Source organism: Niveibacterium sp. 24ML, from assembly GCF_026586805.1.
Lineage (GTDB): Bacteria > Pseudomonadota > Gammaproteobacteria > Burkholderiales > Rhodocyclaceae > Niveibacterium.
Window position 1 is genome coordinate 1 of record NZ_JAPFHA010000004.1, and the last position, 24,599, is coordinate 24,599.

At 63.8% G+C, this 24,599-nt stretch carries 22 protein-coding genes; 18 read left to right on the plus strand and 4 right to left on the minus strand.

All coding sequences use genetic code 11. The features are described 5' to 3' along the window. The first annotated feature begins 668 nt into the window (after positions 1–668). The 15 genes from OPU71_RS04370 to OPU71_RS04440 all read left to right on the plus strand — a co-directional run bounded on the left by OPU71_RS04370 (position 669) and on the right by OPU71_RS04440 (position 15,611). Positions 669–2,651, plus strand: a complete 1,983-nt coding sequence (locus OPU71_RS04370; protein ID WP_267725365.1) for an acetyl/propionyl/methylcrotonyl-CoA carboxylase subunit alpha — start codon at positions 669–671, stop codon at positions 2,649–2,651. Continuing rightward, on the plus strand, positions 2,648–2,947 hold the full coding sequence (locus tag OPU71_RS04375) for a Dabb family protein (RefSeq protein ID WP_267725366.1): 300 nt from the start codon (positions 2,648–2,650) through the stop codon (positions 2,945–2,947). Before OPU71_RS04370 ends, OPU71_RS04375 begins: the two co-directional genes overlap by 4 nt. Continuing rightward, entirely contained in the window at positions 2,947–3,867 is a 921-nt protein-coding gene (locus OPU71_RS04380) for a 2-hydroxyacid dehydrogenase (protein ID WP_267726003.1), read from the plus strand. The genes OPU71_RS04375 and OPU71_RS04380 overlap by 1 nt, the downstream gene beginning before the upstream one ends. A gap of 48 nt (positions 3,868–3,915) precedes the next feature. Next, positions 3,916–4,458, plus strand: coding sequence for an NUDIX domain-containing protein (locus OPU71_RS04385; protein ID WP_267725367.1), 543 nt, complete (start codon positions 3,916–3,918; stop codon positions 4,456–4,458). A gap of 30 nt (positions 4,459–4,488) precedes the next feature. Next, a complete protein-coding gene (locus tag OPU71_RS04390) occupies positions 4,489–5,418 on the plus strand; it encodes a hydroxymethylglutaryl-CoA lyase (RefSeq protein WP_267725368.1) in 930 nt (309 codons plus the stop codon). A gap of 21 nt (positions 5,419–5,439) precedes the next feature. Further along, positions 5,440–5,691, plus strand: a complete 252-nt coding sequence (locus tag OPU71_RS04395) for a DUF1289 domain-containing protein (protein WP_324256032.1) — start codon at positions 5,440–5,442, stop codon at positions 5,689–5,691. Positions 5,692–5,828: 137 nt separating this feature from the next. Further along, complete coding sequence (locus tag OPU71_RS04400) at positions 5,829–6,260, plus strand: SRPBCC domain-containing protein (protein ID WP_267725369.1); 432 nt, start codon at positions 5,829–5,831, stop codon at positions 6,258–6,260. Between the two features lie 370 nt (positions 6,261–6,630). Beyond that, the gene (gene xylF / locus OPU71_RS04405) at positions 6,631–7,647 is read left to right on the plus strand and encodes a D-xylose ABC transporter substrate-binding protein (RefSeq protein ID WP_267725370.1); all 1,017 of its coding nucleotides are present in this window, start codon (positions 6,631–6,633) and stop codon (positions 7,645–7,647) included. Positions 7,648–7,753: 106 nt separating this feature from the next. Next, positions 7,754–9,295, plus strand: a complete 1,542-nt coding sequence (locus OPU71_RS04410; protein ID WP_267725371.1) for a xylose ABC transporter ATP-binding protein — start codon at positions 7,754–7,756, stop codon at positions 9,293–9,295. Positions 9,296–9,332: 37 nt separating this feature from the next. Further along, on the plus strand, positions 9,333–10,493 hold the full coding sequence (locus OPU71_RS04415; protein ID WP_267725372.1) for a sugar ABC transporter permease: 1,161 nt from the start codon (positions 9,333–9,335) through the stop codon (positions 10,491–10,493). Positions 10,494–10,633: 140 nt separating this feature from the next. Next, a complete protein-coding gene (locus OPU71_RS04420; protein WP_267725373.1) occupies positions 10,634–11,170 on the plus strand; it encodes a hemerythrin domain-containing protein in 537 nt (178 codons plus the stop codon). A gap of 118 nt (positions 11,171–11,288) precedes the next feature. Next, complete coding sequence (locus OPU71_RS04425) at positions 11,289–12,773, plus strand: peptide MFS transporter (protein WP_267725375.1); 1,485 nt, start codon at positions 11,289–11,291, stop codon at positions 12,771–12,773. Between the two features lie 131 nt (positions 12,774–12,904). Further along, complete coding sequence (locus OPU71_RS04430) at positions 12,905–14,203, plus strand: hemolysin family protein (RefSeq protein ID WP_267725377.1); 1,299 nt, start codon at positions 12,905–12,907, stop codon at positions 14,201–14,203. Between the two features lie 11 nt (positions 14,204–14,214). Next, positions 14,215–15,339, plus strand: coding sequence for a WD40/YVTN/BNR-like repeat-containing protein (locus OPU71_RS04435; protein ID WP_267725379.1), 1,125 nt, complete (start codon positions 14,215–14,217; stop codon positions 15,337–15,339). Beyond that, a complete protein-coding gene (locus tag OPU71_RS04440; RefSeq protein ID WP_267725382.1) occupies positions 15,336–15,611 on the plus strand; it encodes a MoaD/ThiS family protein in 276 nt (91 codons plus the stop codon). The genes OPU71_RS04435 and OPU71_RS04440 overlap by 4 nt, the downstream gene beginning before the upstream one ends. 28 nt (positions 15,612–15,639) lie before the next feature. Here the strand turns inward: OPU71_RS04440 and OPU71_RS04445 are convergent, their stop codons facing one another. The 4 genes from OPU71_RS04445 to OPU71_RS04460 form a co-directional block, all read right to left on the minus strand. After that, on the minus strand, positions 15,640–16,065 hold the full coding sequence (locus OPU71_RS04445) for an STY0301 family protein (RefSeq protein WP_267725384.1): 426 nt from the start codon (positions 16,063–16,065) through the stop codon (positions 15,640–15,642). Between the two features lie 75 nt (positions 16,066–16,140). Next, on the minus strand, positions 16,141–18,120 hold the full coding sequence (locus OPU71_RS04450; protein ID WP_267725386.1) for a UvrD-helicase domain-containing protein: 1,980 nt from the start codon (positions 18,118–18,120) through the stop codon (positions 16,141–16,143). A gap of 139 nt (positions 18,121–18,259) precedes the next feature. Next, positions 18,260–20,122, minus strand: a complete 1,863-nt coding sequence (locus tag OPU71_RS04455; protein WP_267725389.1) for a DUF5666 domain-containing protein — start codon at positions 20,120–20,122, stop codon at positions 18,260–18,262. Further along, positions 20,119–20,964 carry a DUF6502 family protein gene (locus tag OPU71_RS04460; RefSeq protein WP_267725391.1) on the minus strand — a complete coding sequence of 282 codons (846 nt, stop codon included), beginning with the start codon at positions 20,962–20,964 and terminating at the stop codon, positions 20,119–20,121. Before OPU71_RS04460 ends, OPU71_RS04455 begins: the two co-directional genes overlap by 4 nt. Positions 20,965–21,286: 322 nt before the next feature. Between OPU71_RS04460 and OPU71_RS04465 the strand changes: the two genes are divergently transcribed. The 3 genes from OPU71_RS04465 to hslU all read left to right on the plus strand — a co-directional run bounded on the left by OPU71_RS04465 (position 21,287) and on the right by hslU (position 24,500). Next, entirely contained in the window at positions 21,287–22,480 is a 1,194-nt protein-coding gene (locus OPU71_RS04465) for an STAS domain-containing protein (RefSeq protein WP_267725393.1), read from the plus strand. 79 nt (positions 22,481–22,559) lie between these two features. Beyond that, positions 22,560–23,099: an ATP-dependent protease subunit HslV gene (gene hslV, locus OPU71_RS04470; protein ID WP_267725395.1), complete on the plus strand. Its 540-nt coding sequence runs from the start codon at positions 22,560–22,562 to the stop codon at positions 23,097–23,099. A gap of 69 nt (positions 23,100–23,168) precedes the next feature. After that, positions 23,169–24,500, plus strand: coding sequence for an ATP-dependent protease ATPase subunit HslU (gene hslU / locus OPU71_RS04475; protein ID WP_267725396.1), 1,332 nt, complete (start codon positions 23,169–23,171; stop codon positions 24,498–24,500). Positions 24,501–24,599: the final 99 nt, after the last annotated feature.

Sequence of the window (24,599 nt, forward strand, 5' to 3'; positions counted from 1 at the left end):
TGCTCGGCGTTTCAGAGGGGAATGGAAAAGCGTCGACGCTCAACCGTTGCAGATCTCCGGTAACCCGGACGCAAGCCAAAGGCCGGAGTTCGGGAGGTGCACTTGCCTCGGACTCTCCCGCCGCCCCTGATGCCGCTGCGCTGCATCCAGGCTACGAATGCACAACGCGCAATGAAACAGCGACGTTTTTGCTTTTGGGTCCCGTCGAGAGCGCCGAGCAGCGCAGCGGGGTCGGGGGATCGGCGCGTAGCGACGACGGCGAGGACTGTCTGAGCGGCGGGCGTAGCCCGGCGCGAGTTCCGCAGCCGCCCGACTTCGCGAGCAGTGCAGGGGAGTCAGGTGCGCAGCGCCTGACCGCGAACGCCGGGTCGCTTTTTCTTGGTTACTTCTTTTGGCGAAGCAAAAGAAGTAACACGCCCGCCGGGGCGGGACCCGGCTTCAGCGGCACGGGCGTGCTTATTGAATCAGGCGAGTCGCAAGCTTCAGACAGCAAAACGGAGTCAGGCCATTGGGCCACATCGGTGCTCATGTCTGTGCCTCGTGCGGCTTGTATGGCGAACCATTCAAGCAGCCGGCGCCCGGCAGATCGGGGGATCTGCCGTCGCAACCTAACCCACACCAGAACGCCGCCCCAGCGGCGCGTCCAAAACCTTCATCGGGGGAGATGAATGTTCGACAAGATCCTGATCGCCAACCGTGGCGAGATCGCCTGCCGCGTGATTCGCACCGCGCGCCGCCTCGGTATCCGCACGGTGGCGGTGTATTCCGATGCCGATGCCTCGGCACGTCATGTTCGCATGGCGGACGAAGCCCTGCGGATCGGCCCGGCGCCCGCGCGTGAGTCCTACCTGTCGATCACCGCGATCCTGGATGCGGCGCTGCGCAGCGGCGCGCAGGCGGTGCATCCGGGTTACGGCTTTCTTTCCGAGAACGCGGACTTTGCCGAGGCGTGTGCGGCGGCGGGTTTGGTGTTCATCGGCCCACCCGCGGCGGCGATCCGTGCGATGGGTTCGAAGTCGGCCGCCAAGGCGCTGATGGAGAAGGCTGGCGTGCCGCTGGTGCCGGGTTACCACGGTGAGGTGCAGGACCCGAACCTGCTGGCTGCCAAGGCGGCGGCGATTGGCTTCCCGGTGCTGATCAAGGCGAGCGCGGGCGGTGGTGGCAAGGGTATCCGCATCGTCACGCAGGCCGACGATTTCTCGGCGGCGCTCGCCTCGTGCAAGCGCGAATCGGCGGCCTCGTTTGGCGATGAGCGCGTGCTGGTTGAGCGCTACTTGCAACAGCCGCGCCATATCGAAGTGCAGGTGTTCGCAGATCGTTTCGGCAACGTGGTGCATCTGTTCGAGCGCGATTGCTCGGTGCAGCGTCGTCACCAGAAAGTGCTGGAGGAAGCGCCTGCGCCGGGCATGACGCCGGAGCGCCGCGCCGCGATGGGCGCCGCGGCGGTGGAAGCGGCGCGTGCGATTGGCTACGTGGGTGCCGGCACGGTCGAGTTCATCTGTGAGCCGGACGGGCGCTTCTACTTCATGGAGATGAACACCCGCCTGCAGGTCGAGCATCCGGTCACCGAGATGATTACCGGGCTCGATCTGGTTGAGTGGCAGTTGCGCGTTGCGGCCGATGAGCCCCTGCCGCTGGCGCAGGAACAGATCAGCTTGCGTGGCCACGCGATCGAGGCGCGGGTGTACGCCGAAGATCCGTCGCGCGGATTCCTGCCGGCCACCGGCACGCTGAGCCATCTGCAGACGCCGGCCGAGGGCGTGCACGTGCGCATCGACAGCGGTATTGAAGAGGGCGACGCGATCACGCCGCATTACGACCCGATGATCGCCAAGCTGATCGTGTGGGATGAAACCCGCGAGCGCGCACTCGCGCGAATGCTGCAATCGCTTGGCAGCTACCGCATCGTCGGGGTTGGTAACAACGTCGAGTTCCTTTCGCGCCTGGTGGCTTGCCCGGCCTTCACCGCGGCGGCGCTCGATACCGGGCTGATCGAACGCGAGCGCGACTACCTGTTCCCGGCATCGAGTGAGGCGCCGATCGAGGTGTTTCTGCTTGCGGCATTGGCACGTTTGCTGCGCGAACGCCATGAGGGGCGCGACGCGCATTCGCTTTGGGCGGCGCGTGACGGCTGGCGGCTGACTGGTGCGGCGCGGCGCGTGCTGGTGTATCGCCACGACGACCGCGAAGAGCGGGTGTTGGTGACCTACGAGGCGGGGGGCTATCGGCTCGAATGCGGCGGCCGCAGTGTGCAGGCCTGCGGCGAGTTGGGGCCGCGCGACGAGTTGCGCGCGGTGTTCGACGGTAGCCGCCTTAACGCCACCGTGGTGGTGGCGCGCGAGCGGCGCCATGTGTTCCTGCACGGCCGTTGCTGGGTGCTGGCGGCGGTCGATCCGCTGGTACGCCGTGCGCAGGGGCGCGAAGCCGGTGGCGGGCTGGCGGCGCCGATGCCGGGCAAGGTGGTTGCCCTGCTTGCGACGCCTGGTGCGCCGGTTGAACGTGGCGCGCCCTTGCTGGTGCTCGAAGCCATGAAGATGGAGCACACGATTGCCGCCCCCGCGGCGGGCACGGTGAAGGCCTTCCGTTTTGGTGTCGGCGATCAGGTCAGCGATGGCGCCGAACTGCTCGATTTCGAGGTCGCGCCCGCATGATCCGCCACCTGGTGCTGGTCCGTTTCCGCGCCGACGCGGGCGCTGCTGAGCAGGCGGCGGTGATCGGCGCCTTCCGCGCATTGCCGGCGGCGATTGCCGAGGTTCTGGCGTTTGAGGATGGCGCCAATGTCAGTCCAGAGGGGCTGGCGCACGGCTTTGATCAGGCCTTTCTGCTCAGTTTCGCGACGGCGCAGGCCCGCGATGCTTACCTGGTACACCAGGCGCACACGGCCTTTGTGGCGCAGAGCCAGCCGGTGATCGAGCGGGCCTTGGTATTCGATTGGGAGACTGCGTGATGCTGGATCTGGTGGTGGTGGGCGGCTACGCCGCGGCCGAGTGGCAGGCCGGGTTTGATGCCTGTGGGGCGCCGATCCGGGTGCATGATGCGGACACGGCGCCGCCTTGTCGCTACGCACTGGCGTGGGCACCGCCGGCCGGCTTCTTCGCCTCGCACCCGACGCTTGAAGTGGTGTTTTCGATGGGGGCGGGCGTCGAACACCTGCTTGCTTCAGACATGCCGCGTGACTTGCCGATCATCCGGCTTGAAGACGCCGGCATGGCGCCGCAGATGGCGGGCTACGCGGTGTGGGGTGTGCTGCGCCACTTGCGCAACTTCGACACGCTGGCAGCGGCCGCTGGGGCCGGTGGCGACTGGGGCGCGTGGCGCAGCCCGCCCGCCACCGATGCGCGCGTCGGTGTGATGGGGCTCGGGGTGATGGGGCAGGCCGTGCTCGCAGCGCTCGCTCCGCTGGGCTTTGCGCTACGTGGCTGGAGCCGCACGCCGCGCGATATCGCTGGCGTCGAGTGCCATGCCGGGCGTGCCACGCTCGACCGCTTCCTCGACGGGCTCGATGCGCTGGTGTGCGTGCTGCCGCATACGCCGGATACGACGGATCTGCTGGATGCCGCGCGCTTTGCCCGGCTCGCCCCGGGCGCGCTGGTGCTGAACGCCGGGCGCGGCAGTCTGATTGTCGACGCCGACCTCATCGCTGCGCTCGACAGCGGACACCTGGGCGCGGCCTTGCTCGATGTTTTTCGCGAAGAACCCTTGCCGGCCGGGCATGTCTATCTGCGGCATCCGCGCGTGACGGTGACGCCGCACATCGCTGCCCGCACGCAAATCCCGCTGACCGCGCGGCAGGTGGCCGTGAAGATCGCGCAGATCGAGGCCGGACAATCCGTGAGCGGACGGGTGGATCGGGCGCGGGGCTACTGAGTCTGCCTTTGCAAGCAGAATGGCGCTTTGCGGATGGAGCACGAATCGATGAGTGCAGAGATTGAATGCCTCGCTTCCGAGGTGGTGTATCGGAACCGCTGGTTGCGTGTGCGCGAAGACCGTATCCGCCGCCCGAGCGGCGCCGAAGGCATCTACGGCGTGGTCGAGAAGCCCGACTTCGTGGTGATCGCGCCGATCGAGAACGGCATGATCTATCTCGTGCAGCAGTACCGATACCCGGTGGCTGGGCGTTTCTGGGAGCTGCCGCAAGGTGCGTGGGAAGACTCCCCCGACGCAGCACCCGAACGGCTGGCCGCCGGCGAGCTGCGCGAGGAGACCGGCCTGGTCGCCAGTTCGATCCGCAATGCCGGCCATCTGTATCTTGCCTACGGCTTTTGCAATCAGGGCTACCACGTGTTTCTGGCGAGCGGACTGAGCCACGTCGGTGAGCAGCGCGACGCCGAAGAGGAAGATCTGATCGCGCGCGCCTTCCCGCTCGGCACGGTGGACGCGATGATCACCAAGGGTGAGATCAAGGATGCGACGACGGTTGCCGCATTGGGCCTGCTGCGGCTCAAGGGCTGGATCTGAAGCGCGGTTCGACACGATGAAGGGCTACGCATGAGCACCAAGGCTTTCCCCGAGCGGGTTCGCATCGTTGAAGTCGGCCCGCGCGACGGCTTGCAGAACGAGAAGTCGCCGGTTTCGACCGCGATCAAACTGGGCTTAATCGAAGGTCTCGCCAACGCGGGCCTGAGCGTGATCGAGGCGACCGCGTTTGTCTCGCCGAAGTGGGTGCCGCAGATGGCCGATGCCGCGGCGGTGATGGCCGGCCTGCCGCTGCGCACGGGCCTGCGTTACCCGGTGCTGACACCCAACCTCAAAGGCTTTGAGGCGGCGCTCGCGGCCGGCGCCAAAGAGGTGGCGATCTTTACCGCCGCGTCGGAGACCTTCTGCGAGAAGAACACCAACTGCAGCATCGACGAGAGCTTTGCGCGCTTCGCGCCGATCATGGCGGCAGCACGCGACGCCGGCGTTGCCGTGCGGGGCTACGTTTCCTGCGTGCTCGGCTGCCCGTTCGAGGGCGATATTGCGCTGGATCGGGTGCTTGCAGTGAGCGAACGCTTGCTGGCGATCGACTGCTACGAAGTGAGCCTGGGAGACACCATCGGCGTCGGCACGCCCGGCTCCACCGCGCGCTTGTTCGATTCGCTCTGCGCACGGATTCCGGCCGACAAGCTCGCCGGCCATTTCCACGACACCTGGGGGCAGGCGCTGCCGAACATCCTCACCAGCCTGGGGTACGGCATCGCCACCTTCGACAGCTCGGTGGCCGGCCTTGGCGGCTGCCCTTACTCGCCGGGGGCGAGTGGGAACGTCGCGACCGAAGACGTGGTCTACATGCTCAACGGGCTCGGTATCGAGACCGGCGTATCGCTTGATGCGTTGGTGGATACCGCGGCCTTCATTTCGGATGCCCTTGGCCGCGCGCCGGCGAGCCGGGTAGCGCGGGCCGCGCTGGCGCGGCGCCTGCGGCAGGCCGGCGAGTGAGGATCAAGACATGAGGCCAGGGTGTGTAGCGATTGGCGGGCCACGCGCGTGCCGGTGAGTGGCCAGGCGCCAGCTTCGCCCTGTATCGGCCTGTGCCGGATCGATCCCCGCAATGGCTACTGCGAGGGCTGCCAGCGCACCATCGAGGAGATCAGCGCATGGTCAGGCGCGGACGATGCGCACAAGCGCCTGATCTTGCACCGGGTAGCCGAACGCCGAGCCTGCGCCGACTGGTTTGACGCCGACCTGCGCGGCGATTGTGATCGCAGCTGAGCGTTCGGCGCGCCAAAGTGCGTCAACCAGGTGGCGCCTTGTCAGGGCTGCCAGCGTGGGCACGTCGCTGTTAGACTTCGGGCTCTTCAAACACTCTGCCGGTCAGCCGACTGGCGTGGCTGGCCCCGATGCATGAATTGCGCACTACGATTGATATTCAGGCATCGCCGAACCAGGTCTGGTCAATCCTCACGGATTTCTCGTCCTACCCCGAGTGGAACCCCTTCATCCGCGAAGTGCGGGGCGAACCGATTGCCGGGCGTTCGCTCAATGTATCGATTGTGACGGCCTCTTCCAAAACGCTGCGCAGCTTCTGGCCGCGGGTGCTGGCGTCGCAGGCGCCGCGCGAACTGCGCTGGCAAGGCCGTCTGCTGGCCGCCGGCCTGCTCGACGGCGAGCAACGCTTCAAGCTGGTGCAGCGTTCGGATGGCAGTACCCGTTTGGTCCATAGCCAGTGCTTCACCGGGCTGCTGGTGCCCCTGCTGAGGATGCGCCTTGATCGTGAGGCACGGCCGGGCTTTGAAGCCATGAACACCGCACTGAAGTCGCGCGCCGAAGCGCGCAAGTAAGCCTTCCTCCATTCGGCGGCGCGGTCCGCTGATTGCCGGTGCGCCGCGCGCCCCCGGCGTCCTCTGCTATGCGTCCCTTTTTCGCATCGCGCCCGCTGTGGCGTGCGGCGCATGTGCGCCTGTCCGACTGGGTTGCAGCGGGGTTTCTGATTTCCTCGCTTGATACAAGTTGCTCGTTTTGGCGTTAAATCAAAAAATATTTTGATAACCCCATTGGCAACACTCAAACTTTGGATTAGGGTTCACCCCAATCAGGGACAACCCTAATGCGGTGTCCCAGTTCAAGAGCTTCGCCCCTGCTTGCTTAGCGAGCGGACAAGAAGAGATGGCGGGCACCAAGCCCGCAAGAGCCACTACAAAGGAGACTTCAATGAAATCAAGCCCGATGCGTCGTGCCCTGCTGACTGCCTTCACTGCCGGTGTTGCCCTGATGGCAGCCCCTGCATTTGCCGATAAGGCGAACCCGAAGATTGGCTTCTCGATCGATGACCTGCGCGTTGAGCGCTGGGCCCGCGACCGCGATTACTTCGTTGAAGCCGCCAAGACCCTGGGTGCAACCGTCAGCGTGCAGTCGGCCGATGCCAACGAGCAGCGCCAGATCTCGCAGATCGAGAACCTGATCGCTCAGAAGGTTGACGTGATCGTGATCGTTCCCTTCAACTCGAAGGTGCTGACGAACGTGATCAAGGAAGCAAAGAAGGCCGGCATCAAGGTCGTGTCGTATGACCGCCTGATCCTGAACGCCGACGTCGACGCCTACATTTCCTTCGACAACGAGCGCGTTGGCCAGCTGCAGGCCGAAATGGTCGTGAAGGCCCAGCCGAAGGGCAACTACTACCTGCTCGGCGGCTCGCCGACCGACAACAACGCCAAGCTGCTGCGCGAAGGCCAGATGAAGGTCCTCAAGCCGTACGTCGACAAGGGCGACATCAAGATCGTCGGCCAGCAGTGGGTGAAGGAATGGAACCCGTCTGAAGCGCTGTCGATCGTTGAGAACGCACTGACTGCCAACAAGAACAAGATCGATGCAATCGTCGCTTCGAACGACGGTACCGCTGGTGGCGCAATCCAGGCCCTGGCTGCACAGAACCTTGCTGGCAAGGTCGCAATCTCGGGCCAGGACGCCGATCTGGCTGCTTGCAAGCGCGTCATCGCTGGCACGCAAACCGGTACGGTCTACAAGCCGCTCAAGCTGATTGCTTCGGAAGCTGCAAAGCTGTCGGTGCAACTGGCCAAGGGTGAGAAGGTTGCATTCAACAATGCAATCGATAACGGCACCGCCAAGAAGATTGACTCGGTCCTGCTGACCCCGACGGTCATCACCAAGGCCAACATCGATCAGCTCGTGACCGACAACTTCTACACCAAGAAGCAACTCGGCCTGTAATCCGCCAGACCCGGCCCGGTTCATCCGAACCGGGCTGGCCCCGGCAGGGGCGCCCAAGTCCGTTCGGGGCGCCTCTCGCCGCACTCAAACCAGATAAGGAACAACCATGTCCGAATACCTCCTGGACATGCGAGGCATCGTCAAAGAATTCAGCGGCGTCAAGGCGCTCGACGGTATCAGTCTGCAGGTTCGCGCCGGCGAGTGTGTCGGGCTCTGCGGTGAGAATGGTGCCGGCAAATCAACGCTGATGAAGGTGCTCTCGGCGGTTTATCCCCACGGAACCTGGGACGGCCAGATCTTCTGGGAAGGCAAGGAACTCAAGGCCCGCACGATCCGCGAAACCGAAGATGCCGGCATCGTGATCATTCACCAGGAATTGATGCTCGTGCCGCAGCTGTCGGTTGCCGAGAACATCTTCATGGGTAACGAGATCACGCTACCGGGCGGCCGCATGAATTACTCGGCGATGTACCAGCGCGCAGAAGCCCTGATGCATGAGCTGAAGATGCCCGATATCAACGTGGCGCTGCCGGTGATGCACTACGGCGGCGGTCACCAGCAACTGATCGAGATCGCCAAGGCCCTCAACAAGAAGGCCAAGCTGCTGATCCTCGACGAACCGACTTCCTCGCTGACCAAGTCCGAAACCCAGATCCTGCTGAACATCATCAAGGATCTGAAGAAGAAGGGCGTCGCCTGCGTGATGATCAGCCACAAGCTCGACGAGATCGCCGAGGTGTGCGACACGATTTCCGTGATCCGTGACGGCACGCATGTGGGCACCCGCCCGATGTCGGGCATGGATACCAACGAGATCATCACGATGATGGTTGGCCGCGAGATCAAGAACCTGTTCCCGCGCGAAGAGCACCCGATTGGCGAGGTGGTCTTCGAGGCCAAGCATGTCACCTGCTACGACGTGAACAACCCGCAGCGCAAGCGGGTGGACGATGTTTCCTTCCAGCTGCGCAAGGGCGAGATCCTCGGCGTGGCCGGCTTGGTTGGCGCAGGCCGGACCGAGCTGGCGATGGCGATCTTCGGCTGTTACGCCGGCCACCATTCGCTTGAAATGACGCTCGAAGGCAAGACGATCCAGGTGAAGACCCCCAAGGATGCGGTCGAGCAAGGCATCTGCATGGTGCCGGAAGATCGCAAACGTCATGGCATCGTGCCGCTGATGGGCGTGGGTCACAACATCACGATTTCGACGCTGCCCAACTATGCAAAGCACGGCAGCATCGATGCCGAAGCGGAAATGCACACGATCCAGCAGTCGATCGCGCGGATGCGTATCAAGACCGCGACGCCGCTGCTGCAGATCCGCGGCCTCTCGGGCGGCAACCAGCAGAAGGCGGTGGTCTCGAAGATGCTGCTGCCGAGCCCGAAGGTGTTGATCCTCGACGAGCCGACCCGCGGCGTGGATGTGGGCGCGAAGTACGAGATCTACAAACTCATGTTCGAGCTGGTCAAGCAGGGGCTGTCGATCATCATGATCAGCTCCGAACTGCCGGAAGTGCTGGGCATCAGCGATCGCGTGCTGGTGATGGGTGAGGGCAAGCTGCGTGGCGATTTCGTCAACCAGGGCCTGACCCAGGAGCAAGTGCTTACCGCTGCACTCGGCCAGAGTGACCATCCGCTCGCCGCCTGATTTCCAAGATCACTATAAAAAACTAGAGGCACACCAAATGAGTTCCGCTGCCAAAAGCATCAAGAAGCTCTTCTCGCAGTACAAAGTACTCGCGCTGGGCTTGGCGATCGTCTTTATCTGGACTTTCTTCGGTTACATGACAATGACCGACGAAGGCTCCGCCTTCCTTACCTCGCGCAACTTTTCCAACCTGATGCGCCAGATGGCCATCACCGGCATGCTTGCGTGCGGCATGGTGTTCGTCATCATCGCGGGCGAAATCGATCTTTCGGTCGGCTCGCTGCTGGGCTTGCTCGGCGGCCTTGCGGCCGTGCTTGATGCCACCTACAAGGTGCCGGTTGCGGGCACCGTGGCGATCGTCTGCTTTGCCGGCGTGCTGGTCGGCCTGCTCAACGGTTACTGGGTGTCTTACCTGCGTGTGCCGTCCTTCATCGTTGGTCTGGCGGGCATGCTGGCTTTCCGCGGCATCTTGGTCGGGATCACCGAGGGCAGCACCGTGCCAGTTGAGTCCGAGGGCCTCATCGCCATCGGCCAGGCCTACCTGCCGGCGAAGATCGGCTACTTGCTTGCGCTGATCCTGTTCGGCCTGCTCGCATTCATCATGCTGCGCACCCGTGCCAACCGCGCCAAATACAACCTGACGGTTGACCCAATGTGGCAGGACGGCATGAAGCTCGCACTGACCGGTGCGCTGATCTTCGGCTTTGTCCACACGCTGGAGTCTTACCAGGGCGTGCCGGTGCCGGTACTGGTGGTGCTGGTGATCGCCGGTGTCTTCAGCTTCATGGCTAACAGCACCGTGTTCGGTCGCCGCATCTACGCGATCGGTTCCAACCTCGAAGCAACCCGCCTGTCCGGTGTGAATGTGCAGTTCGTGAAGATGGCGATCTTCGGCATCATGGGCCTGATGTGCGCCTTCGCGGGTCTGACCACCACCGCGCGGCTGGCCTCCGGGTCGCCTTCGGCCGGCAATATGGGCGAACTCGACGCAATCGCATCCTGCTTCATCGGCGGTACTTCGATGCGCGGCGGTTCCGGCACGATCTCCGGCGCGCTGATCGGCGCACTGATCATGACGAGTCTGGATAACGGCATGTCGATGCTGGGTGTCGAGACCTTCTGGCAGATGATCGTCAAGGGCAGCATCCTGCTGCTGGCCGTGTGGGTTGACGTGATGTCGGGCTCCAACGAGCGCTGAAAACAGGGTTGTAGTCGGTCTTCCGGGTCTCCTCCCGGATGCCTTGGGGGCGCTTTGCGCCCCCTTTTTGCTTGATGGGGGTCACCACGCGGGGGCCCCGCTTCACGTAGACTTCGCCGCTTTTGTTGCAGGAGGCCGCCATGGCCGCATTTGAACTGACCCCTGAACTCCAGTTCGGCCACGCCGAGATGGATGCCACGCATGAAGACTTTGCTGTCGCAGTCAATGCCATGTGCCTGGCCGCCGATGCCGAACTGGCTCCGAGCCTCGACGCCCTGATCGAACACTGCATCGCCCATTTCGACCAGGAAAACGCCTGGGCCGAATCGATCGGCTTTCCGGCTTGCCATCGCAACGAACACGAGCGTGTGCTCGCGGTGATGCGGGCGGTGCGCAGTGAGCTCGACAAGGGTGATTTCGGGCTGGCGCGCCGTCTGGCCGCCGAGTTGCCGGTGTGGTTCCGCCACCATGCCGCAAGCATGGATGCTGCGCTGGCTGCAATGCTCAAGAACGGTTTGACGATGGCGGATATCGATCAGGCCCCGATCGCCTCACCCTGCGGGGGCTCGCACGCCTGCAAGAATCACGATCATGACGAGGACGGCGAGCATTGCCACAGCCATGAAGGCGACGCTGCGCACACTTGCGACGGCAGTGGCGGCTGCCATAGCCACTGATTCGCGCAGGCTGCCAGGGGCTGCGCCCCTGCGGTGAGAATGCGACAATCGCGGCGCACCTACCGGTGCGCCGCTTTCTTTTCGGCCTACCCGGCCCAACCAAAATAGAAAAGAACCCATGTCTTCCCATCTGCATCCGGCTGTCCCCGACGCCGACGAGTTCGAACGCCATCCTCCCGGTCTCAAGGTCATCTTCTTCACCGAAATGTGGGAGCGCTTCTCCTACTACGGTATGCGGGCTCTGCTCGTGCTGTACCTGGTCAACGCCCTGCACTATGAGCGCAAGGATGCACTGGAGCTCTACGGTATCTACACCGGGCTGGTGTACCTGACGCCGCTGCTGGGCGGCTACCTTGCCGACAAATACCTTGGCATGCGCCAGGGCGCGGTGATCGGCGGCCTGATCATGATGCTGGGGCACTTCGCGATGGCCTTCGAGCCGCTGCTGCACCTGGCGCTGGGCCTCCTGATCCTGGGCAACGGGTTTTTCAAGCCGAACACCTCGTCAATGGTGGGCAAGCTCTACCGCGAGCACGACCCGCGTCGCGATGGCGGCTACACGATCTTCTACATGGGCATCAACCTCGGCGCCTTCTTCTCACCCCTGATCGCCGGCACGCTCGGTGAAAAGGTGGGCTGGCACTGGGGCTTCGGTTCTGCAGGTGTCGGCATGGCCATCGGCGTGTTCGTGCTGCTTCGCTGGCAGCATTTGCTCGGCGATGCGGGCTTGCGGCCGGGGCAAACCACCATCGATCGCCGCGACTGGACGACGATTCTGACGATCACCGCAGCCAGCGTGCCCTTCGTCTACCTCGTGATGGGCGTCTGGTCGATGGTGTCCGGCTTTGTCGCGCCGTTGCCCTTGTTGGGCAAACTGGCGCTGGGGTTTGCGGTGATCGGCCTCGCTTTGTGGGTGCCAACGCAGTTTGGCGCCAAAGACCCGCATGCCAAACCGCTCACGCGGGAAGACCGCGATGCCGTGCTCGCGATCTGCATCGTGGTCTTCTTCGTCATCTTTTTCTGGATGGGTTTCGAGCAGGCCGGCGGCACGATGAACCTGTTCGCCGACCAGCAGACCGATCGCCATGCGTTCGGATTCGAGATTCCGGCCTCCTGGTTTCAGTCGATCAACCCCTTGGTGATTGTGCTGCTGGCGCCGGTCTTCTCGGTGATGTGGACGCGGCTGGATCGCTCGCGCTTCGCCTTGCCGGTGACAGCCAAGCAGGCGCTGGGCATGATCGTGCTGGGCCTGGGCTTCATCGTGCTGGCCATCGCCCAAGGCCGTGCGGAAGAATTCGGCACGGTCGGGCCGCACTGGCTCTTCATCGTTTACTTCCTGCACACGATTGGCGAGTTGATGCTCTCGCCGGTGGGCCTGTCGATGGTCTCCAAGCTCGCGCCTGCTCGCTTTGGCGGTTTGCTGATGGGGGTCTGGCTGCTCAGTTCGGCCGTCGCCAACTATCTGTCCGGGATCCTTGAGCATATGCTGCAGGACTCCGGCATCCCCCTGTACTGGTTCCTCGTTGGTTCGTCGATCGGTGCGGGTCTGGTCTTGCTGGCGCTCACGCCCATGCTCAAGAAACTCATGCACGGCCGCGACTGAACGGGCCTGCATCGTGTGTTGGGGGGCGGGTCGCCAAGTGGCCCGCCCTTGTTGTTTCCGGGCGGTGCTCGCGGTGCGCGGCGTCATCACCTATAGTCCGCAGGGCGGACAACTACAGGTGGGGGGATTGGATGTCAGTGTCGCTGCAACTGCTGATCGTGCTGGGCCTGATCGTGTTCAGCGCGTTCATCTCGATCTCGGAAATCTCGCTGGCCAGCGCGCGGCGGATCAAACTGCAGGCCCTGGCCGATAGCGGTGAGGCGCGCGCCGCCCTGGTCATCGGACTGCAGGAGCAGCCCGGCCATTTCTTCACGGTTGTTCAGGTGGGGCTGAACACGGTGGCAATCCTCGGCGGCATCGTAGGCGAAGGGGCGCTTTCGCCCACCTTCACCCGGCTTGTGCAGCTTGCCGGCCTTGGCGCGGAGTCGTCCGAAACCGTGGGTTTCCTGCTCTCCTTCGTCACCATCACGGCGCTCTTCATCCAGTTTGCCGACCTGATTCCGAAACGCATCGCCATGGCGCAGCCCGAACTCTGGGCGATCCGGATCGTCGGCCCGATGCGCGTGCTGACCCTGCTGATGGCACCCTTGGTGCTGGTGTTCAATGGCATTGCCAACCTGTTCTTTCGCCTGACCGGTTTGCCCGCTTCGCGCGAGGACCGCGTCACCACGGACGACATCGTGGCAATGGTCGACGCCGGGGCCGATTCCGGCGCCCTGCAAGGCAACGAGCATCAGCTGATCGGCAACGTGCTGGGGTTTGGCGAACGCCCGGTCGCTGCCGCGATGACGCCACGCGATAGCGTGGTCTTCCTTGATGTCACGGAAGATGCTGCCACGCTGCGCGAGAAACTGATGACCGGCCACGCCGAGGATTTCCTGGTGTGCCGCGAGCGCATCGACGATGTGATCGGCTTCCTCGAACTGCGCGACCTGATGCCGGTGCTCGCCGCGGGCGACATCGACAACCTGCCGGCGGCGCTCAGCCACCTCGAGCTGCGCAAACCGCTGGTGGTGCCCGACGCGCTGAACCTCGCCGACATGCTTGAACGCTTCAAGGACGCCCGCAACGACTTTGCGGTGGTGGTCAACGAATACGCACTGGTGGTCGGCACCGTGACGCTGGACGATCTGGTGCATTGCCTGATGGACCACATCGTTGTGCCGCAGTACGACCAGCAGATCGTGCAGCGCGGCCCGGGTTCGTGGCTGGTCGACGGCATGACGCCGATCGGAGACGTAAAGGGCCTGATCGACGTTGAGTACGCGCCGGGGGAAGAGGGCTACGACACCGCCGCAGGTTTCATGATGTACATGATGAAGCGCATTCCCAAACGCGCCGAAGGTTTCGAGTTTGCCGGCCACCGCTTCGAGGCGGTCGATATCGACAATTTCAAGATCGATCAGGTCATGGTGACCCGCATCGAGTGAGGAGCTGTGCCATGGCCGACACCGCCCTTTTGATTGCAACCCGCAAGGGCCTCTGGATTCTGCGGGGCAACGCTGCGCGCACCGACTGGCAGCTCGAAGGCCCGCACTTTCTCGGCAATGTGATCCACCATGCGCGGCTCGACCCGCGCGATGGCTGCACCCTGGTGGTCGCGGCACGCACCGGCCACCTGGGGCCGACCGTCTTTCGCTCCATCGATGGCGGGGCGAGCTGGCAGGAGGCCGTGACACCACCGGCCTTCCCAAAAGCGGAAGGCGGGCGGGTCGTCGATCATGTGTTCTGGCTCACCCCCGGCCATGCCAGCGAGCCCGGCACCTGGTACGCCGGCACCAGCCCGCAGGGCCTCTTCGTGTCGCGCGATGGCGGCGCCAACTGGGCGGCGGTTGAGGGCTTCAACGAGCACCCCGATCGGCGCGCCTGGTGCGGTGACGACAAGGACCAGACGCCGGACGGCGGCAAGCTGCACTCGGTGTTGGTCGACCCGCGCGACCCCGCGCACCTGTTCGTTTCGATGTCGAGCGGTGGCACCTTCGAATCGCGCGCGGGCGGCGCCGACTGGGCGCCCATCAACCAGGGCGTGCGGGCCGAGTTCTATCCCGACCCCTATCCCGTGTTCGGGCAGGACCCGCACTGTGTGCGCATGCACCCGGCGCGCCCTGGTCGGCTCTACCAGCAGAACCACTGCGGCCTGTTCCGGCGCGACGAGGCCGACGGCCGCTGGGTCGATATCGGCGCAAATCTGCCGCAGGACGGCGTGCGCCGCGATATCGGCTTTGGCATCGTGATACATGCGCACCAACCCGACACGATCTGGACCATCCCGATGGATGCCGGCAGCGTGTGGCCGCGAGTGTCGCCCGAGGGCAAGCCCTGCGTGATGCGCTCGCGCGATGGTGGCGACAGCTGGCAGCTGTGCCGTGCGGGCCTGCCCACCGAGCAGGCTTGGTTCACCGTGCTGCGCCAGGCGCTCACGGTCGATCGCGAGCAGTCGGCCGGCGTCTATTTCGGCACCACCGGCGGCGAGGTTTGGGCGAGTAACGATGAGGGCGACAACTGGCGCTGCATCGCGCGGCATTTGCCTGAGATCTATGCGCTTGAAGCGGAGCGCTTTGCGTGATGGTGCGCGTGCGCCTGCCAACCCACCTCCACCAGTACAGTGGCGGACTGGCCGACGTTCAGGTCGACTGCGCAGCGCCCGCAACGCTGGCCGATGTGCTCGCCAGGCTCGATGCGCGCTGGCCCGGCGTGCGGCATCGCTTGATCGATGAACAGGAGGGCATCCGTCGCCATATCCGCATCTTCGTTGGCAGCGCGGCGGCGGCCGGCATTGAGGCGCCGGTGGGCGCTGGCGAGGAAGTGATGATCGTGGCGGCGCTGTCGGGCGGTTAGCCCGGTAATCGCGCCGCGCTGCGAGCGATTACCGCGTGCGGCAACTCACGATCAGCGGTTTGCCGGCCGGCGGCGTGCGCAGCGCCGTACATTCATTGGCGGGCGGATAGATCATGCGGTAGATCCGCCGCTCGGTGCCTTCGTAACGGCAGGCGATGATCTTCGGGCCCGGCAGGTACCACATCATCCGCTGACTGCCCTTGCTGCCTTGCTCTTCCTGAAGCTGCGGAGTCTGGGTGGGGGCGCCGACATACACCTCGGCCCCGGCCAGCGCCGCGGGGGTGGTCGGTACTTCGGCACTGCCTGCAGCGGCCGAGGCGGGCGCGAAGCTGGCGTAGCCGCCGCTGAGTTTCAGCGAGGTGTCGAACGCCGGGGGGCATTTCACTTCGACATAGCGCTGCGCAAGGGCGGCCGGACTGAGGCAGAGGGCTAGCAGCAGAGTGAAGTAGCGCATGGTGGTTCCGTGGGCTCGGTGGATCTGTTCAGCGTAGCGCATGCGGTGTGTTTCGTCAGGCCGCCAGGCGCGCGATCAGCTTCGCCCCAGCATCGCGCGCAGATTGGCCAGTTTGGCTTTGGCGTCTTCCTTCGATACAACGGCGTTCTTGTCCGGCCGCTTCACGCTCTCGGCGCCCAGCTCTTCAATGAAGCGTGAGGGCTCCACCGTGTGCCACTCGCCGGCTGCCTTGCGCCGTTCGCAGTAAGTGATGGTGAGACTGCGTTGGGCGCGGGTGACGCCGACGTACATCAGGCGCCGCTCTTCTTCGACCTTTTCTTCGTCCACGCTGCTCTGGTGTGGCAGCAGGCCTTCCTCGACGCCGATCAGGAAGACATGCGGCCACTCGAGGCCCTTGCTTGCATGCAGGGTCGCGAGCTGGACGCCGTCGAAGTCCTCGTCTTCCTTGTCTAGCATCGAGATCAGCGCGATCGTCTGCGTCAGTTCGAGCAGGTTCTTCTTGTCTTCTTCGCCCTTGCGGCCGAGCCAACCCACGAAGTCCGAGACGTTGCTCCACTTGGTTTCCGCCTCGCGCTGTTCGCAGTGCTCGTAGAGCCAGGCCTCGTAGCCGATTGCGCGGATCAGGTCGTCGAGCACTTGCTTGGCAGGCTCGCGCTTGGCGCGGTATTCGATCTTGTTGATGAAGTTGCCGAACTCGCGCACCGCTTCGAGCTGGCGGTGCGGCACATGCTGCTCGGCGCCTTCCTCGAAGGCTGCGGAGAACAGGCCGACATGGCGCTTGCCGGCGTAGTTGCCAAGCGCTTCCAGCGTGGCCGGCCCGATGCCGCGGCGCGGCGTGGTCATCGAGCGGATGAAGGCCAGATCGTCGTCCGGGTTCAGCAGCAAGCGCAGGTAGCTGGTGATGTCCTTGATCTCGGCGCGGTCGAAGAAGCTCTGCCCGCCTGAGATGACGTAGGGCACCTTGAAGTTGCGCAGGGTCTGCTCGATCAGGCGTGCCTGGTGATTGCCGCGGTACAGGATCGCGTAGTCGCGCCAGTGCGTACGGCATTCGAACTTGTGCGCCTGCATGCGCTTGATCACCACTTCGGCCTCGTTCTCCGCATCGCGGGTGGCAACGATGTGGATCGGGTCGCCGATGCCGTGTTCCGACCACAGGCGCTTGTCGAACATCTTCTCGTTGTTGGCGATCAAGGTGTTCGCGGCGGTGAGGATGCGGTTGGTGGAGCGGTAGTTCTGCTCGAGCTTGATCACCCGCAGGTTGGGGTAGTCGCGCGCGAGCTGGTTGAGGTTTTCCACGTCCGCACCGCGCCAGGCGTAGATCGCCTGGTCGTCGTCGCCCACCGCGGTGAAGGCGCCACGCACGCCGGCGATCTGGCGCAGCAGCTTGTACTGCGCGCGGTTGGTGTCCTGATACTCGTCGACCAGCAGGTAACGCAGCTTGTTCTGCCAGCGCTCGCGGGCTTCCGGATGCTCGTCGAACAGCCGCACCGGCAGCGCGATCAGGTCATCGAAGTCCACCGCTTGGTAGGCGCGCAGGGTCTTCTCGTAGGCCGGATAAACCTTTGCGGCGGCAGCGGTGATTTCGCTATCGGCCAGTTTTTCTGCGTCTTGCGGCGTGATGAGCGCGTTCTTCCAGCCCGAAATCGTCCAGTGGATCGATTTGAGCATCGCCTTGTCGGCATTCGACGCGATGTCGGCAACGATCTGGTGGGTGTCGGACGAGTCGAGAATCGAGAACTGCGGCTTGAGGCCCGCGAGTTTGGCTTCTTGCCGCACGATCCGCACACCCAGTGCGTGGAAGGTGCAAACCGTGAGCCCCTTCGACGCGCTGCCGCTGAGCAGATGGCCGACACGTTCCTGCATTTCCTTCGCCGCTTTGTTGGTGAAGGTGATCGCGGCGATGTTCTCGGCGCTCATGCCACAGGTCAGCACCAGATGCGCGATCTTGGCCGTGATCACGCGCGTCTTGCCCGAGCCGGCGCCGGCCAGCACAAGACAGGGGCCATCAAGATATTTCGCCGCCTCGCGTTGCGGGGCGTTGAGGGTGGACAGCATCGGGATCGGGAACCGCAGGCGTGGGCTGAGGATTCTACCGGACCGCGCGTGTCGCGGCGGGCGATCACGCCACCCACGGGGCCGCAATGAAAAGGGCCGGGCGAATGCCCGGCCCCGGTTTGATGTGGTGCTGCAGGGCTTAGTCTTCGAACTCGATCACGGCGGCGCTGATCGTGCTGCCACTCAATGTGCCCTTCACTTCCACGCTGCGCCCGGCAGCAAGGCTGCTGGCGGTGCCGTCCTTGTAGATCGTGGTGGACGTTGTCGTGATCGCCTGGCCGCCCACCTTGAAGTTTGATGCCGAGACGAAATCGGTGATCACGCCTTTGACTTCCGCGATGGCGGGCAGGTCAGTGCGCTTGATCTCGATCTTCGTTGCCAGCAGCGTGTTGCCGTCCTTGCTGCCGCGCACTTCGACCTTCACGCCATTGGCCAGATCCGCCGCCGAGCTGCTGCTCGGGTCGAACACGGTGCTGTCATTCCAGCGCACCGTTACGCCCTTGATGATGAAGGTCTTGTTGGTGCTGTCGAGCGCGTAGAGCAGGCCTTCGAGCTTGATATCGACCGTGGCGTCCGGCACGAACTTCACTTCCTGGGCATTCAGCACGCCGGCAACGAAGCTGCCGCGCACCAGCACGCGCTTGCCGTTGGCGAAGTCTGCCTTGCTCGCGGCGCTGCCGTTGGCGTTGGTGAAGACTGTGCTGTCGGTGATGCGCATGGCGACCTCGAAACCATTCAGGCGGAAGTCACCGGTTGCGGCGTCATAGGCGGTGATCTTGCCCGGGAAGGTGCGCACGCCGCCGTCTGGCGTGGTCGAGAACTTCACTTCAGTGGCCTTGACCACGCCGTTTTCGTAAGCCCCCTCGATCTTGACGATCACCCCGTTGGCCAGATTCTCGGCCTTGCCGCCGCTGAATTCGGCGCTCGACGCATCCACCGGCACGCCGCGCACGGTAAAGCTGGCCGTTGACACGAAGTCGGTGATGGCGCCAGTCAGCTCGACGCCTGCATCGCCCTTGTCGATCAGGTAGCGCACCTTGCTAGCGAGCAGCACGCCGGCTTTCCAGCTGCCCTCGACACGCACTGCGCGGCCGTTCGCCAGATCCGCTGCGGTGCCTTTCTCGAAGCTTGCGTTCTTCGCGTCAACCGGTACGCCTGCAAGCCGGAAGGTCGCGGCGGCTGTGTCCAGGCTGGTCACCAGACCACCGAGGCGGACTTTGGCGCCATCGGCTACCGTCGGGTTCTTGATCCGCACGACCTGGGCGCTCAGAACCCCGGCATTGCTGATGGCGGTGGTGCTCCAGACGGCGACGCGCTGGCCACTGGTGAGTGTGGCGCCGGCCGGCAGCAGGTTCGCGCTGGCGTAGTCGATGATCAGGTCACCAATCTTGAAGCTCTTGGCGCCGGTATCCAGCTCGGCCAGGGTGCCCACCACGCGGATTCGCGTTTCGTTCCATGGCGCTTTGCGCTCGATACGGGTGGCGACGATTTCGCCCTGCGCATTGCGTGCGCCGTGCACTTCGACGATGTCGCCGACCGCCAGGTCAGCCAGGCCACCGGCCCCTTCGAACACCGTTGGCGTGGCGGGGTCGGTCGAAATTACGATGGTCTGGCCGGCGGCGACGAATCCGTTCGCGTTGAGCGCACTGATGCGGCCGTAGAACTCTGGTGATACGGTCAGGCGCTTGAGTTTGTCGTCCGCGCTCAGTTCCGACTCCACCTTCATGCCGAGCTTCACATCGCTGCTGGTGCCTGCCGATGGTGACGACGGGTCGCGGTCAGTCTCGATGCTTGCGCTTGAATCATCAAAGCGCACGCCATCAATGATCACACTGCCAAAGCCGGTGACGGTGCCGCTGCCAAAGCCGTCCACTGGGCCTGGAAGCGTGCCGCCCGTGCCGCCCGAGCCAACACCCGAGTCGCCACCGCCGCCACCGCCGCACGCAGCGATCATTACGCCGGTTGCGATGGCAGCGATCCATCCTTTGATTCCGAGTTTCACGATTCGTCCTCCTTGGGTGTTGTCGGTTCGGCGTAGTAGTACATGCCGAATCGCATGCGGCGATCAGCCTCTGCCGCCGTGTCTTCTTCGCATCGACGTGTGGCTTCTTCAACCATGCCGTCGAACGCGTTGCGCCACAGTTGCCGTGCGACATCTGCCAGCGCTTCGGTTGATTTCGCCGACAAACCATCGGCAAAAACGCTTTGTTCAAGAAATGCCGGTGCCGCGCCCCGATCCACCGCGCGCAGGTTGCTTGCCGCGGCGGCGATGTGGTCGCGCACGTTTTCGCCGAAGTAGAAAGCCAGTTCGCGAAAGCCTTCGCGGGGGATGAAGCCGTCCCGGTTCGGAATCACCACTTCGCCGGCAAGGCGCACAACGCCAAGACGCAGCAGCTCATCGAGCACGCTGCGCGCATGCACATCCGTAGACATGGCGGCGACCAGGCTTTCGAACGAGGGGGCCGGGCCGTTGCGCGGCAGCTCAAGCGGGTTGCCGTCAGCGCCCCGCAAGGCCGGGTCGTGCAACCAGCGGGTAAACACCTCGGCCGCAAAAGACAAGGCGCTGCCGCTGCGCGGGAAGCTGCCGTCTTCTGCCGCCTTGGCCGCGCGGATGTCCTTTCGATGCACGCCTGAAAGCAGGCTCAGCGCCGAATCTGTCTGGCGTCCGCCCTGGGCGGCCAGCTCGCAGCGCGCTGCGTCAAGAAACACACCCTTGAGGCGCGCCGCCAACTGCGGGTAGCCGACGCCATTGGCGATCAGCAGTCGCGCCAGCGGCAGCAAGAGCCTGTCTGCTTCGTCCAGCAAAACCTCTGCGCGGGTGGGGTGTCCGGTAGGTGTGTCCATGTCCGATCGTGCCCTGGCTCGTACGCGAGCCTTCAATAAATGGAATTATTTCCCATATCTCGGAAAATGCAATGACTACTTTGGCGGAAGATGTAAGCGAACGTTTGACCTTTTTTACTGATTCTGACGGATCACACGCTATTCATTGTGGATTCCGGTGACTTCGGTCACATCTTGTAAATAGCTGGAATCTACTGAAAGCGGCTCGTTCGCCGTAACTTCTAGGGTGAGTTCATTTGCAGTGTGATGCATTGCAACCTATCCTATGCGGCTGTGCGAAGGGTGCAGGTGGGGCTGCCTTCGACATTTCTGAGCGACGATTTTGGCCATTCCGTTTTTCCGCAAGGGTCCGCAAGTTCAAGAGCCTTCATCGGGCGACAAGGCGGACTCACGTGCGTCCAAGCCCGATGCAAACACGTCAACACTGGATTTCACCCAGGGTGATGCGCGTGCGCTTGCGCAGGCCGCAGGCAAGATTCAGGTCGATGAGCTCTCTGACGCCGATCATCCGGCGGTCGAGGAGGCTGCGATTCTGTTCGCGAATGCCAGCGATGATGTCGCCGCGGCAGTGCTGGAGGCCGCGCTTGATGGCGGGGCAGAGGGCAATGACACGCTCTGGAGCATGCTGTTCGACCTCTATCGAGTCGTTGGGCAGCGCGAGGCCTTCGAGCAACGTGGCGTCGCCTACGCCGAACAATTCGGCCGTTCGCCACCGATCTGGGCTGAAGAAGATACGGCGCCTGCCACCAAGATCGCGTCGCGCGATGCGACACCCTCGGTGGCCTTGACCGGCACCTTGGGGGCTGCAGCCAAGGCCCAGTTCGACCAGATTTCGCGCATCGCCATCAAGGCGGGCAAGTTGCGGATCGACCTGGGCAAGCTGCGTGGTGCAGACGAAGCTGGTTGTGAGGTGCTTGTCAGCGGCCTCAAGGCGCTGCGTCAGGCCCGTGTTCAGGTGACGATACTCAACGCCCGCAACATGCTGCCGATGATTGAAGGCCAGGCGGTGCAGGGGCAGCGGCAAGGTCAGGCGATCTGGTTGATGGTGCTGGAGCTCCTTCAGGCGCTGGCAGAAGTTGAGCGCTTCGAAGAGGTCGCACTCGATTACGCCATTACCTTCGAAGAGTCTCCGCCTTCTTACGAGGCGCCCATCGCGGCGCCCGCGCCGACGATGAAGAACGCCGAGGCGGTCGCCTCCGCGTCACCGGCACTGGAGCTGGTCCCGATTGAGGAAGACGCCGCCAATTTCGTCATCGAGGGCGAACTGACTTCCGCCCAAAGCGAGGTGGTGCGAAAGCTGGCCAAGTACGGTGCCGATCGCAAGACGATCGCGGTGGATGCCAGCCGCCTGCGCCGCATGGACTTCGTGACTGCCGGCAATCTCTTCAACGTGCTTGTGCAGTTTCAGGCGCAAGGCAAGCTGTGCGAGATCCGTGGCCTCAATGCCATGGTGGCAGCGCTCTTGCGGGTGATGGGCGTGCACCAGGTTGCCAGCATGGAAACGCGGCGGATCTGACGCAGTCAGTCTTGCGTTTGGCGGCACAGCCCCCACACTGGTAGGACGGGCCCGACGAGCGGCCGCTACTGGAAGACCCATGGAGCAATATCACGGCACCACCATCCTGTCGGTTCGCCGCGCGAATCAAGTCGCGCTGGGGGGCGATGGGCAAGTCACACTCGGCAACGTCGTCATCAAGGGGACCGCACGCAAGGTGCGCAGGCTGTTTCATGGCAAGGTCCTGGCGGGATTCGCCGGTGGCACGGCCGATGCCTTCACCCTTTTTGAGCGCTTTGAAGCCAAGCTTGAAAAGCATCAGGGGCACCTGATGCGCGGTGCGGTCGAACTCGCCAAGGACTGGCGCACCGATCGCATGCTGCGTCGGCTTGAAGCGATGCTGGTGGTCGCCGACAAGGAACACACCCTGATCATTACCGGCAACGGTGACGTCCTCGAGCCCGAACAGGGCATCGGCGCAATCGGTTCGGGCGGTGCGTTCGCGCAGTCCGCCGCGCGCGCGCTCTGGGAAAACACCGAGCTGTCGGCGGTGGATGTGGTCAAGAAATCGCTCGCCATCGCTGGCGACATCTGCATCTACACCAACCACAGCCATACGATCGAAACCCTCGAGTGGTGAGCGCGCGTGCCGCACTCAGCGTGTGCTGAGCTGCGGCCGCTGAAGCCGCCACACTTTCGGGAACATGCCATGACTCAAATGACCCCGCCGGAGATCGTCTCCGAGCTCGACAAGCACATCGTAGGTCAGACGCGCGCCAAGCGTTCAGTGGCGATTGCCTTGCGGAATCGCTGGCGTCGCTCACAGGTGGATGACGCGCTCCGCCATGAGATCACGCCCAAGAACATCCTGATGATCGGGCCGACCGGGGTTGGCAAGACCGAGATCGCACGGCGCCTGGCGCGCTTGTCGAACGCGCCTTTCATCAAGGTTGAGGCGACTAAATTCACCGAGGTCGGATATGTCGGACGCGATGTCGACACGATCATCCGCGATCTTGTCGAGATTGCGGTCAAGGACGCCCGCGACCAGGCAACGCGGCGGGTGCGCGATCGCGCCCAGGATGCCGCCGAAGACCGCATCCTCGATGTCTTGTTGCCTGCCGCACGCCCGGTCGGTTTCGCGACTGAACCGGCGGCAGAGGACAATGCTACCCGGCAGAAATTCCGCAAGAAGCTGCGTGAGGGCGATCTTGATGACAAGGAGATCGAGATCGAAGCCGCGGCGCACGGCCCGACCGCCGAAATCTTTGCACCGCCCGGCATGGAAGAGCTGACCCAGCAGCTTCAAGGCATGTTTCAGAACCTGGGCAACCAGCAGAAGAAACTGCGCAAGATGAAGATCAGGGAAGCGATGCGCGTGCTGGCCGACGAAGAAGCCGCGCGCATGGTCAGTGACGAAGACCTCAAGCACGAAGCGGTCAAGAACGTTGAGCAAAACGGCATCGTGTTTCTTGACGAGATCGACAAGATTGCGTCGCGCTCGGAAGTGGGCGGTGCCGATGTCTCGCGTCAGGGTGTTCAGCGCGATCTTCTGCCGCTGGTTGAAGGGACGACGGTGACGACCAAGTATGGGATGATCAAGACGGACCACATTCTCTTCATCGCCAGCGGTGCCTTCCACCTTGCCAAGCCGTCGGACCTGATCCCCGAACTGCAGGGGCGATTCCCGATCCGAGTTGAGCTCGATTCGCTTTCGGTGGATGACTTTGTCTGCATCCTCACCGCAACGGACGCGTGCCTGACACGCCAGTACGAAGCCTTGCTTGCCACAGACGGCGTGAGCCTGGAATTCGCCCAGGACGGCATCCGGCGCCTGGCCGAAATCGCTTTCCAGGTGAACGAGAAGACGGAGAACATCGGTGCCCGTCGCCTCTACACCGTGATGGAGAAGCTGCTCGAAGAAGTCAGCTTTGAGGCGGGCAATCCCGCGTTGGCACGCGTTGTGATTGACGCGGCCTATGTCGACGCCCGCCTCGAGACACTGGCTGGAAACGAAGATCTTTCGCGCTACGTGCTCTAGCCGCATCGGCAGTGCCTCGCCCGGTGCGCAGGCGCACCGGGCCTCCGTGGAGAACCGCGGGTGACAAGCGCGGTCAATGCAATGACAATCGTCCGCGGA

Coding starts and splice junctions, on each gene's coding strand:
- hslV (WP_267725395.1), top strand. CDS start 22,560: ATGGAGCAATATCACGGCACCACCATCCTGTCGGTTCGCCGCGCGAAT.
- OPU71_RS04460 (WP_267725391.1), bottom strand. CDS start 20,964: ATGGACACACCTACCGGACACCCCACCCGCGCAGAGGTTTTGCTGGAC.
- OPU71_RS04435 (WP_267725379.1), top strand. CDS start 14,215: ATGGCCGACACCGCCCTTTTGATTGCAACCCGCAAGGGCCTCTGGATT.
- OPU71_RS04380 (WP_267726003.1), top strand. CDS start 2,947: ATGCTGGATCTGGTGGTGGTGGGCGGCTACGCCGCGGCCGAGTGGCAG.
- OPU71_RS04390 (WP_267725368.1), top strand. CDS start 4,489: ATGAGCACCAAGGCTTTCCCCGAGCGGGTTCGCATCGTTGAAGTCGGC.
- OPU71_RS04425 (WP_267725375.1), top strand. CDS start 11,289: ATGTCTTCCCATCTGCATCCGGCTGTCCCCGACGCCGACGAGTTCGAA.
- OPU71_RS04430 (WP_267725377.1), top strand. CDS start 12,905: ATGTCAGTGTCGCTGCAACTGCTGATCGTGCTGGGCCTGATCGTGTTC.
- OPU71_RS04415 (WP_267725372.1), top strand. CDS start 9,333: ATGAGTTCCGCTGCCAAAAGCATCAAGAAGCTCTTCTCGCAGTACAAA.
- OPU71_RS04420 (WP_267725373.1), top strand. CDS start 10,634: ATGGCCGCATTTGAACTGACCCCTGAACTCCAGTTCGGCCACGCCGAG.
- OPU71_RS04450 (WP_267725386.1), bottom strand. CDS start 18,120: ATGCTGTCCACCCTCAACGCCCCGCAACGCGAGGCGGCGAAATATCTT.
- hslU (WP_267725396.1), top strand. CDS start 23,169: ATGACTCAAATGACCCCGCCGGAGATCGTCTCCGAGCTCGACAAGCAC.
- OPU71_RS04375 (WP_267725366.1), top strand. CDS start 2,648: ATGATCCGCCACCTGGTGCTGGTCCGTTTCCGCGCCGACGCGGGCGCT.
- OPU71_RS04410 (WP_267725371.1), top strand. CDS start 7,754: ATGTCCGAATACCTCCTGGACATGCGAGGCATCGTCAAAGAATTCAGC.
- OPU71_RS04385 (WP_267725367.1), top strand. CDS start 3,916: ATGAGTGCAGAGATTGAATGCCTCGCTTCCGAGGTGGTGTATCGGAAC.
- OPU71_RS04445 (WP_267725384.1), bottom strand. CDS start 16,065: ATGCGCTACTTCACTCTGCTGCTAGCCCTCTGCCTCAGTCCGGCCGCC.
- OPU71_RS04370 (WP_267725365.1), top strand. CDS start 669: ATGTTCGACAAGATCCTGATCGCCAACCGTGGCGAGATCGCCTGCCGC.
- xylF (WP_267725370.1), top strand. CDS start 6,631: ATGAAATCAAGCCCGATGCGTCGTGCCCTGCTGACTGCCTTCACTGCC.